The sequence below is a fragment of the Mycobacterium sp. 1245499.0 genome, from assembly GCF_001673615.1.
Lineage (GTDB): Bacteria > Actinomycetota > Actinomycetes > Mycobacteriales > Mycobacteriaceae > Mycobacterium > Mycobacterium europaeum_A.
This window is the reverse complement of sequence record NZ_LZMG01000383.1, coordinates 1-11292: the sequence shown is the minus strand read 5'-3', so window position 1 is coordinate 11292 and position 11292 is coordinate 1. Positions and strand designations below refer to the sequence as shown.

Here is an 11292-nt window from a genome sequence, read left to right as displayed (position 1 = left end):
GTGACGCTATCGGTGGTGATTGACCGATCTCGATCATCGTCCGGCCCGGGGCCGGTTTCACGGGTAGTCGACTACTCCATCGGCGATGTCCTCCGGACCGGCTGGGACGTTCCGGCTGGAGTGGTATCGATTCGGGGTATTGCCGACCTGCCGGGCGGACAACTGTCCCCCACATACGCAGTCGGAAGGTAACCGAATCATCCACGGCCACCGGCGCTTTCGTGATGGGCGCCGCTACGCGCGGGTCGTCCTGCTGCGCGATCCTGACCTCACCGGGCTGGGTCATCGCCGGCGTCCGCGGCGCACCGCGCGCACATCGAGTAGTCGACTACCCGTGCACGCCCGCCAATCCGTCGTTAGCGTTCGGGTCGTCGTGCTCCGTGGATGGATCCGAAGGGAGGCTCATGGGGTCAGCGAACTTCGCCGCCGCCCTACGGAACCACCGGCCGCATGCCCGACGAACTGTTAGTGTCCACTGCAGCTACCAACGGCAGACCACGAGCGGGGGCGCCGTGCGCGCAGCACGCGACGACACCGGCGCGTTCCCTAGGAAATGGCGGCGCGCGACGCTTCATCGCTGCTGCGCGGCCATCAGGAACGCTGCGTCAGCCGGATCCGTCAAGTGGAGGCAACGATGATGCTCGTCGATCAACTGGCGCGAGTGGCAGAGCTGACCGACCGGTGGATCGGATGGTCCCGGCTTCCCAAACCGTTAGGGCTCGCGGTCCTCATCGGATTGCGTGAGCAGCTGCGTGCCCACAATCTCTTCGACACCGGCCGCGGACCCGACGACCGGCCCCCACCCGGCGTCGACATCACTTCCTGCCGCGACGCCCGCACGCCGGATGGGACCAACAACGACCTGCAATACCCGCTGATGGGATCGTTGGGCAGCCGGTTCGGTCGAAACGTCCCCACGGAATTGACCTATCCCGAGGGACCCGACCGCATCATGGAGCCCAATCCGCGCGTGATCAGCCGGCGACTGCTGACCCGCGACACGTTCAAACCCGCCACCACGCTGAACTTGTTGGCGGCCGCATGGATCCAGTTCGAGGTCCACGATTGGTTCAGCCACGGCACCGTCAATGCCGATCCCTGGAAGATCCCGATCGAGGGTGCTGACCCGTGGCCCGAGCCAACGATGACGATCAACCGGACACCACCGGACCCCAGCCCTGACGCGTCGGGGCCGCCCACGTTCGTCACGCAGGACACCCACTGGTGGGATGGGTCCCAAATCTACGGCAACACAAAGGGATTCGCGGAGGGTCTGCGCACCGGCGAGCTGGGGCAGGTCAGGATCGACGACGTCGGCCTGCATCCGGAAGAGCTTGAGACCTACCTCGATCCGCACGGGGCGGTCCGGGCCAACTTCTGGGTCGGATTGGCGCTGCTGCACTCGCTGTTCCTGCGCGAGCACAACACCATCTGTCGCGAGCTGCACCAGCACTATCCCGAGATGAGTGACCAGCAGCTGTACGACAAAGCGCGCCTCATCAACGCGGCACTGATGGCCAAGATCCACACGCTGGAGTGGACCCCGGCGATCATCGCCCACCCCACCACCGAGTCGGCCATGCGGGCCAACTGGTTCGGGGTGCTCGGGCAGCACTTCGAGGAGCGCTTCGGTCGCATCACCCCTAACGAGGTGCTACAGGGCATCCCCGGATCGCCCACCAACCACGACGGCGTGCCGTACTCGCTGACCGAGGAATTCGTCGCCGTCTACCGCATGCATCCGCTGATCCCCGACGACTACACGGTGCGCTCGCTGCGGGACGACGACGAGCTGGCGCGCTACCAACTGCCCGACTTGTCGGTGCCCAACGTTCGAGAGCGCCTGGCGCAGTGGCCGGCCGACGACCTCTTCTACTCGATGGGGGTGGCTCACCCGGGCGACATCACGTTGCACAACTTCCCGATCCATCTGCAGGACTTCCACCGGGTCAACGACATTCCGATCGACCTGGCCGCCGCGGACATCCTGCGGATCCGCGAGCGTGGGGTGCCGCGCTACAACGCCTTTCGACGAATGCTGCGACTCAAGCCTGCCGCCAGCTTCGAGGAGCTCACCGACAACCCGGAGTGGGCCGAGGAGCTTCGCGAGATCTACGGCGACGTCGAACGCGTTGACCTCATGATCGGCCTGTACGCCGAACCCAAGCCGGCCGGTTTCGGGTTCAGCGACACAGCCTTCCGGATTTTCATCCTGATGGCCTCGCGCCGGCTACGCAGCGACCGCTTTTTCACCACCGATTACACCCCGGCGACGTACACCGAGGCCGGCATGGCGTGGGTACGGACCAACTCGTTGCGCACCATACTGATCCGGCACTTCCCCGCCCTGGAGCCCACCCTGCGCTCGGTCGACAATCCGTTCGCCCCCTGGCCAACCACGCAAGCGCGGCCGTCGACGCGGATCTCCCCGCCACCCACCACCGGGCGCCGCTATCCGCCGCCGCCCGGCGCGCAGCCCACCTACGTCCCCTACAGCGACGCCCTCGAACGGCCGGGCGCCGAGGAGGATCGTGAGATCGACGCAATCGTCAAGTCCTTGCACGGCAACAACGAGTGGGCGTACAAGAAGTTTCATCACGGCCTACGCGACGCCCACGCCAAGACGCTGGCCGTGCTGCGCGGTGAGCTCACGGTCTACCCGGACCTGCCTCCCGAGTTGGCCCAGGGCCTATTCGCCGAGCCACGCAGCTACCCGGTGATCACCCGGCTGTCCACCACCTCCGGGGTGATCCGAAGTGACCAGATCCGCGGGGTGCACGGCCTCGCGGTCAAGGTGCTCCTTGACGAACCCGGCGAACGCATCCTGGCCGACGATGACGCCGCCACACAGGACTTTCTGCTGGTGACCCACCGGGAATTCCCCTTCGCCGATGTACGGGCGTACCTGCGCGTCGGCATGCCGCTGGCGTGGGTGTTGGCTCGACTGTCCGATCCCGCGCTGTCGGCTGTCGGTGCGCTGCTCACGGGCGCCAGATCGGTGCTGGCCCAGGTGGGGGTGTCGCTGCCCAACGCCGTGGAGATCTTCATCGAACCCAACACCCACATCCTCGGGCAGAACTTTTATTCGTCGGCTCCCATCCGATGGGGTGATCATGTCGCCAAATTCGAGATCGTGCCGCTGTCGGAATCGGTGACGACGCTGGCAGGCCAGCCCCTGCCGGCGGATGCGGGCTACGACGCCTACCGCAATCAGGTGTTCGACTTCTTCGCCACGAACAGCGCCGAATTTGAGCTGCGGGCCCAACTGTGCACCGACCTGACCAGGATGCCCATCGAGGACGCCACCGTACCGTGGCCCGAAGAACTCAGCCCACACATCGGGGTCGCCAAACTCAGCTACCCGCAACAGAACCCGGACTCCCCCGACCGGCGACGGTTCGGCGACGACGTGCTGTCCTACAACTCGTGGCGCGGCCTGGCCGCGCATCGACCGCTGGGCCCCATCAACCGCCTCAAACTCAAGGTCTACGAAGCATCCAGCACCTTCCGCCATGAGAAGAACGAGGTCCCCCTCCTTGAGCCAACTGTCGCCGACCTGCCCCGATAGCGGCGCCGGCCAGCTTCCCGCCTCCACCCGGGCCCACGCGGCGGAGGCGGTGAGCAGCGGGCGCAGCGTCAATTTGCGGTCCGCGGCCAGCTCCCTGGGCGACGGTGCGGATGCGGCCTTAGACTTTGCGTTCATGAGCAGCCAGTGGCAGTTGCTCGAACGCCCGCGGGAGCAGGCGACGATCCGCTGCGCGCTCACCGGCGACGGACAGCGTGGGGTCGTGCTCATCGGTCCCGCCGGCGTCGGTAAGACGACGCTCGCCCGCACCGTGGCCGCCACATTGCCGTCCGCAGTGCACTGGGCGGCGTGCACCGAGTCGTCCCAAACCATCCCGCTGGGCGCGTTCCTGCAGTGGGTGGGTTCCTCGGGCGCGCGCGACCCGATCGCGTTGCTGGCCGCGGCGCGCGAAAATCTGTTGGCCGGCGCCGAGCCGGTGGTCGGCGTCGACGACGCGCATTTGCTCGATCAGCTCTCGGCCACACTGCTGCACCACATCGCCGCCGAACGCGCCGGGCGCATCGTGGCCACGGTCCGGAGCGGCGAAGCCGTACCCGATGCGGTCACCTCACTCTGGAAAGACGGCTACCTGCAGCGGTTCGACCTAGAGCCGCTGTCGAAGGACCAGAGCATCGCGTTGGTCGAATCGGTGCTGGGCGGCACGTTGGAAGGCCTGTCCGCCGATGTCATGTGGACGGCCTCCGGGGGCAATCCACTGTTCTTGCGGCACATGGTCGAAGGGGCGGTCGAAGCGCGCACCCTGACCGAGGTCGACGGTGTCTGGCAGCTGCGCGGGCCCACCGCCGTCTCGTCCGGCCTGGCCGAACTGCTGGAGAACCGACTTGATCGTGCCGGTGCCGATGCGCTGGGCGCGCTGAAATATCTCGCGTTGTGCGAGCCGCTGGACCTCGACGCGCTCGTCGAGTTGGCCGGTGAAGACGCCGTGGACGCCGCCGAGCTGCAGGGGCTCGTCCGCATTGTGCGCGACGGTCCCGTCCTCAACGCGCGCATCAGCCATCCGCTGTACGGGGATGTGGTGCGCAAGCGCACGGGTACCGCGTCTGCGCGACGGCTGCGCGGGCGCCTCGTGTCGGTGCTGTCCGGCCGCGAGATCACCTCTGCGGCCGACCGGATCCGCCTGGCACAACTGTCCGTCGACAGCGACCAGGTCGCCGATAACGGCCTGCTGGTCGCCGCCGCACGGGACGCTGTCTTTTTGGCCAACCTGCCGCTCGGGGAACGCTTGGCGCGCAGTGCAGTTGAGCACGGCGACGGGCTTCGCGCCGCCGAATTGCTCTCCCGCGCGGTGCTGTGGCAGGGGCGGCCGGCCGAAGCCGACGCGATCCTGGCGCAGTTCGAACCCGACGGCCTTGACGAGCTGCAGCTGGTTCGGTGGGGTATCCCGCGGGTGTCCACACTGTTTTGGTCGATGGGCGAAGTGGCACACGCCCAGGACATCCTGGCCGTGATGCGACAGCGGGTCACCCACCCCGCCCTGCGCCTTGTCGTGGAGGCCACTGGGGCGGCGATGGCGGTGCACCAGAACAAGATTGAGGAGGGCATCGCGGCCGCGGAGGCCGTCCTGGCCGATCCCACTGCGCCCAAGCAGGCCGTCGACTTCGCCGCGTTCGCCGCTGGCCTCGCCATGCCCGTCGCCGGGCGTGGCGCCAACTTCGAGCCGATCGCCGCACGGTGTCGCGCGGAACAGAAGCCCACCGACGGGATGATCCGTTGGATGATCCGGTACGGCGACATCCTGGCACTGGCGCACACCGGCCGACTGGATCTCGCCGATCAGCGGGTGGCCGACTACAGCAGGTTTTCCTCTCAGGGACAGTTCGTCGGTTGGGCGATCGCAAAAATCATGGCCGGCGTCGTCGCCGTCTACCGAGGAGACTTTCCTTCGGCCATCGCCTCATTCGAGCAGTCGCTCGCCGCGCTCAACGCCGAGAATTCCTTGCCGTGGCGGTTGCCGTGCCGGCTGCTGCTGGCCCGGGCGTATGCCGCGCTGGGCCGAACGGCCGAAGCCGAGCGGGTGCTCGCCGACGCCAACGAACACGCCGGCCCGCACCTCGCCTTGCACGAGCCGATGGCCATCATCGCCAAGTCGTGGCTCGCTGCCGCCCGCGGCGGTGAACGCACCGGAGTCGACCTGGCGCGTGCCGCCGCCGACACCGCCCATCGCGCAGGCCAATACGCGATCGAAGCCGAGGCCCTGCACCACGCGGCCCGCTTCGGGGACCGCACAGTCGCGGCTCGCCTGGGAGCGCTGGCCAAACAGGTCGACGGCACTCCGGCCCCGCTCTATGCCCGCCACGCGGCGGCGCTGGCGGGCTCCGATCCGCGCGCCCTGGACACGGTGAGCATCGACTTCGAGAACGCAGGTCTGCTGCTCTCGGCGGCGGACGCCGCCGCCCAAGCCGTCGTGCTCTATGACCGCGCCGGCCATAACCGACACACCACCGAAATAGCTGCGCGGGCACTGCGACTCGCCGGGGTGTGCGGCGGCGCCACCACGCCGGCGATCCGGGCCGCGGCCCGGCCCCTTCCGATCAGCTCCCGCGAACGTGAGATCGCCGCCCTGATCGCCGAAGGCCTGTCCAACCGCGAGATCGCCGACAAGCTGACTGTGTCCGTGCGTACCGTCGAAGGGCACATCTACCGGGCCTGCATCAAACTCGACGTCTCCGACCGCGACGAGCTGGCGGCCATCGTCGCGTGCAATAAGATCGGCTGACCGGGTTGGTTGCGGCGACACTACTCCGGCTCGCTGGTCGGCGCCGAGGCGTCATCGAGTAGTAGCCGGGCCTCAAGGGGCGCGGTCCCGCTCGCGCAGCTAGCCGACCGCGCGGCGAGTCCCCGGTGTCCGGGATTCAGTGGCGGCGGCTGCCCGTGAATTACGTTTGCGCGCTTAGTGTTTCGCATACCGCACCGGCCGCCAGCCGAAACGAGGTGCGCCCTGCGAACACCCGGCCGCCGCCCCCGGATGTCTGATCGGCAGCGCACAACCCCGTTTTCACATCGGGTAGTCGGCTACGCGTGTCCACAACACCGGTGGCTACCTAAGTTTCCTCATACACCAAATCCACGGGTACGAATCCAGCCCAGGGAGACGAAATGCTATTCAATCCAGCAACAGTGGTGCCCCACCGTGACGCGCCTACCCTCGCGGCGCCCGTATGGGCCGACCGCGCATCCGCTTGCCCAGTGCCGTCGTATCCACCTGTTGTGGGGGATAAGGTGACGGCGACGCCGGGCGCCGGGGGAGCATCGAACACCAACCCCGCTTCCCCGGCGCCCGTTCTCACCAGCGCGCCCGAGACGATGTCCGCCTTCGGGATTTCCGATGTCGCGTCGCAGGCCACTGCGCGCCGGCATCGCTGGATCATCTCGCTCAGGCATCGGTTGTCGCAGCGCTCAGACGCCCCGCGCCGATCCTATCCACCACGGCGCCCCGCCTACCTCGAGCGCGCCGCAATGGCTCGCGCAATGGAACGACTGTGAACGGCCTAACGGTCGCCGGTGAGGGCGTTTTCCTGGTCATGATCAGCATCGGCACCTACCACCTCTCCACATGGCTGGAGCGGTGGGACTACAAGCGCCACCGCGAGGACTGAGGCGGCCCCCTCACTGGGCCGCAACCCAGAAATCTGTTTCAGGATGATGACTTTCGATCGGTCCGCGGTACTGATCGTCGATGACGCTTTGGAGATGGGGCGACCGGTACTTTCTCAATCCGCGCGATTCGAGTAGTCCGCTACGCATGTTCCCCAACAAGAGCCGGCGTAGACCTAATCGCATCGACCCCGGGATTGCTCTCCCGACGATAAAACCTTCAACAACCTCAAAGAACGGAAAAGCGCAATGTCCAAATTGTCTCCAGGAACCTCGCAGGATCCTTTCGTCGCCTACGCCGACTGCATCCTCGAGGGAGGTACGCTCGCGTGGCGAAACAACAACCCGGGAAATCTGCTGCCGGGGAAACTTCCCTACAAGAACGCGATTGGCATCGATAAGCGTGGGCTTGCGATCTTTCCCGACTACAGCTCAGGATGGACGGCGCTGCACGACGTGCTGCGGTCCAATCTCTATGGCAGCCTTAGCATCACCGACGCAATGAAGAAGTACGCCCCGGCCAGCGACCCCCGCAACGATCCCGTCGCGTACGCCGCCCGGATTCACCAGCTGACCGGCCTCGACACCACCCGGCTCGTCAAATCGTTGAGCGATGACGAACTCCAGAAAATGATGGGCGCCATCAAACAGGTGGAGGGCTTCACCGTGGGCACGATTCACCACCCGACGGACTCCAACCTGACACCTCAACTGCGGGACCTCTTCGGCCTGACCAGCTCTTCAGACGCCTCGGCCCCCTCCGACACGTCGGGCGACTCGAACACCGTAGCAGCCTCGGACGGCTCCGAAACATCCAGTGCTACAGACAGTTCCGACGCCTCGGACGCCTCAGACAGTTCCGACAGCTCGGACACGTCGAGCAATTCCGACAGCTCCAGCTGGCCGGATAGCACGGACAACACGGACGGTTCCGAAACGACCGACACCACAGACAATTCCGACACCTCCGATACCTCGGAGAGCTCGGACACGTCGAGCAATTCCGACAGCTTCAGCTCGCCGGATAGCACAGACAACACGGACGGTTCCGAAACGACCGACACCACAGACAATTCCGACACCTCCGATACCTCCGACAGTTCGGACACGTCGGACACGTCGGACAGCTCCGACAGCTCCGACAGCTCCGACAGCTCGGATGACTCCGGCTCGTCTGCAATACCGGAGCCGGAGCTCGCCGGCGCCGACAGCTAGGCCGACCGAATGGGTGGATGCACCCAGACGGTTAGGCCGCGGGTGCATCGTCCACCGGTAGGAGATCCGGTATCCCGCAGTGCCGGGTACCGGATCACCGGTCCGGACGGACCTCCCCGAAACCGAATACCCCGCCATAAACCCAGCGGCAGAACAACTGTCGCGCCCGACTCCGCGATCGAGGCATTGATATGACCGCACCTTGGGTCGTCGACCAGAACGACGACAACAGCGCCGACACCGACGCCGACAGCAACATCGACGACAGCACCGATGCCTCGGGGGACACCGATAGCAGCACAGACACCGGTGGTGACGTCGTCGGCGACTCCCCCAGCGATACAGTTCCGGACACCGACGCACCCAGCGACTCGGGAATCGACCCCCTCGAAGCGCCGGAACCCGAGCCACAGAAGTCCGGTACGGCAGGCCCCGACACCGGCGCCGACACCACCGCGAGGGACTCCTCGACAGGAGCGGACGCGCCGTCGGCTGACCCAGGGCCGCCCTACCTGATCGTCGACCAGTATTCCGGCGACAGCGGAATGAACCCGCCCTGGAGCGCGCTGGTTGCCCAACCGCAGTTCTACGGCGCCATCATCAAGGCGTGGGAAGGCAATACCTTCAACGACGGCGGATGGTTTGCGCAGAACTGGCCGGCGGTCAAAGATGCCGGCGGATCACGTTACGGCAGTAGCTGGTTCCGTGGCGCCTACCTGTTCCTCAAATTCGATACGGCCGGTGCCGATCAAGCCGCGGCGTACCTGCAGGCGGTCGACGCCGCCGGTGGGTGGGACCACGGTGACATTATGCCGATCATCGACGTCGAATTGGGCGGCGCGGCGAACACCAACCACGGTGCCAGCGCGCAGCAGGTAATCGACTGCGTCAGTGCCTGCGCACAGCAGCTCAAGTCCGAACTCGGAAGTCGCGTCATGCTTTACGGACGCGGCGCGATGCGCGACCTCGGCATCACCGACAAGATGGGCTGCGATGTGGCCTGGAACCCCAGCTACACCCCACAGATGGTCCGCCACGGCCTCGAGGCCTTCCAGCTCGACGAGATCGTCCTATGGCAGTACTGCGGCGACAACACGTCCTACCTTGCCGGCTATCCGCACACCGTTGCGGGCTTCAACAAGATCGACATCAGCGTGTTCGTCAAGGGCGCCGCACGGCCCACACTCGACGATCTCCGAAACGCCGTTCTCAAGTAGTACGGCTGTAAGCTACCGAAATCCCCAGGAGCACACCATGACACACCGAGCAGTCATCGTCGGAGTCAATGACTACACCGCCCAGACGAGCCTGCCGCCCGGCTGGTCGGTGAGCAATCTCAACCGCTCGCTCGACGACGCCGACGCGATGAACACGCTCTTGAGCCAGAGTTTCAATGCCACGGTCATCGCGTCATTGACGGACGGCTCCGCCACGCGTGACGCCATCTACGCCGCGATCAGGAACCTGCTCGCGCAGAGTGACGCTGGGGATGTGGCGACGTTTTTCTTCTCCGGCCATGGGGGCCGGCTACCGGCCGATGACTCAAACCCGCAGCGCTACTACGAATGTTTCATTCCCGCGAGCGGTGCCCCGATTACCGACCTCGATCTGCATGCGTTGGCCGACTCGCTGCAGCCATCCTTCGTCAACTTCACCGTGATCCTCGACAGCTGCAATTCCGGCGGCATCCATGAGGGCACGCCCGACGAGCCGGTGAAGTCGGCGACCTACTCCGCCGATGTCGTGCGGTCCTGCGTCAGCACGATGTCCACGATCGTGCCCTGCGGCGTCCTCATCGACCCGGGGAGCACCGCATTCGACGGCAACGTTTCCCACGTCGTCGGCCAAGGCAATGGCGTGGTTTGCAGTGTCGACGACAACAAGGCTCTCGTCGCCGGGTCGAAATCGTGCGTGGTGGCGGCATGCCGATACGACGAGTCGGCGTGGGAGGCCGATACCCACAGCGCGCTCACCCAGGCATTGGTCAACGTCGTCGCGGCGTCGGGCGCCGACATCAGCTATCTCGATCTGATCGACAAACTTCGCGACGAGGTACAGAACCAGCTCGGCAGGTCGCAGACACCAACGCTGTTGGGCCAGCAGAACCGCATGGACGAGAACTTCCTCGCCGGCTGGAACACCTCCAAACCTGAGCAGTTCGATTACGCTGCCACCTGATGCCCGCCGAGCGGGGCGCGGATCACTGGGGTGTCATCTTGAGGCGTTCGCGTTGGTCCACCCGCGCCCCGGATTGATACTTTGGGCCACAAGGACTCTGGGCATGCGTTTGATCGGCAGATCAGGAACCGCCCGCGTTGTCCTGCGCGGCGGGGTCTGAGCCCGAGGGCGTGACCGAACCATCCGCGGAGGTGCTTTGCGGTCCGGCAGCCGTCGGCGGCTGCACGAGATCGGGCGCGTCCGCCGGCGGGAGGACCGGCAGGTGGCTGCACAACAGCGCGACCACTTGCATGCCCGGTCGCGAATAGGTCCACGTCCCATCGGACGTGGTGCTCGAGGCACCCGCCAGCGAGAACGGACCGACAAAGCCATTGCCGCTCAACGACGCTTGGTCCTGGCCACTCCATTGCACCGAGATGTTGAGGTCTTTGACCACGACGATCGCGATCGGCAGCCCATATGTCAGCGCGGCGTCACCCTGGGTGACCGCTGCGTTCGGCGCCGGCAACAGCCCGCCCTTCGGCATGCCAGGCACGTACCAGTTGGGGTCGGCCAAGAAGACCCCGTCCCAGGTCGACACCCCTGCCGCCGCGAAGCCGATGGTCGCGGACATGTATTTGAAAGACACCGACATGCTCGAGGTGGGTGGCGGCGTAATCGAACTGCTCAGGTTTGGAGGTGTTCCAGCCGGCGAGGAAGTTCTCGTCCATGCGGTTCTG

6 protein-coding genes and 1 pseudogene are annotated in these 11292 nt (G+C 66.0%); 6 read left to right on the top strand and 1 reads right to left on the bottom strand.

The features are described 5' to 3' along the window. Positions 1 to 634: 634 nt before the first annotated feature. The 6 genes and pseudogenes from A5646_RS29605 to A5646_RS23850 form a co-directional block, all read left to right on the top strand. Positions 635 to 2422: pseudogene (locus A5646_RS29605) on the top strand (peroxidase family protein); the annotation flags it as partial. Beyond that, a complete protein-coding gene (locus A5646_RS29600; RefSeq protein ID WP_197505271.1) occupies positions 2423 to 3568 on the top strand; it encodes a catalase family protein in 1146 nt (381 codons plus the stop codon). It begins immediately after the preceding pseudogene. Positions 3569 to 3701: 133 nt separating this feature from the next. Further along, on the top strand, positions 3702 to 6302 hold the full coding sequence (locus A5646_RS23865; protein ID WP_067024674.1) for a LuxR family transcriptional regulator: 2601 nt from the start codon (positions 3702 to 3704) through the stop codon (positions 6300 to 6302). 1127 nt (positions 6303 to 7429) lie between these two features. Next, complete coding sequence (locus A5646_RS23860) at positions 7430 to 8395, top strand: hypothetical protein (protein WP_067024668.1); 966 nt, start codon at positions 7430 to 7432, stop codon at positions 8393 to 8395. Between the two features lie 191 nt (positions 8396 to 8586). Next, positions 8587 to 9612, top strand: a complete 1026-nt coding sequence (locus tag A5646_RS23855; protein ID WP_067024665.1) for a GH25 family lysozyme — start codon at positions 8587 to 8589, stop codon at positions 9610 to 9612. 37 nt (positions 9613 to 9649) lie between these two features. Further along, positions 9650 to 10573: a caspase family protein gene (locus A5646_RS23850; RefSeq protein WP_067024662.1), complete on the top strand. Its 924-nt coding sequence runs from the start codon at positions 9650 to 9652 to the stop codon at positions 10571 to 10573. Between the two features lie 121 nt (positions 10574 to 10694). Here A5646_RS23850 and A5646_RS23845 read toward each other — a convergent pair whose 3' ends face one another. After that, entirely contained in the window at positions 10695 to 11186 is a 492-nt protein-coding gene (locus A5646_RS23845) for a hypothetical protein (RefSeq protein ID WP_231998463.1), read from the bottom strand. Positions 11187 to 11292 lie beyond the last annotated feature (106 nt).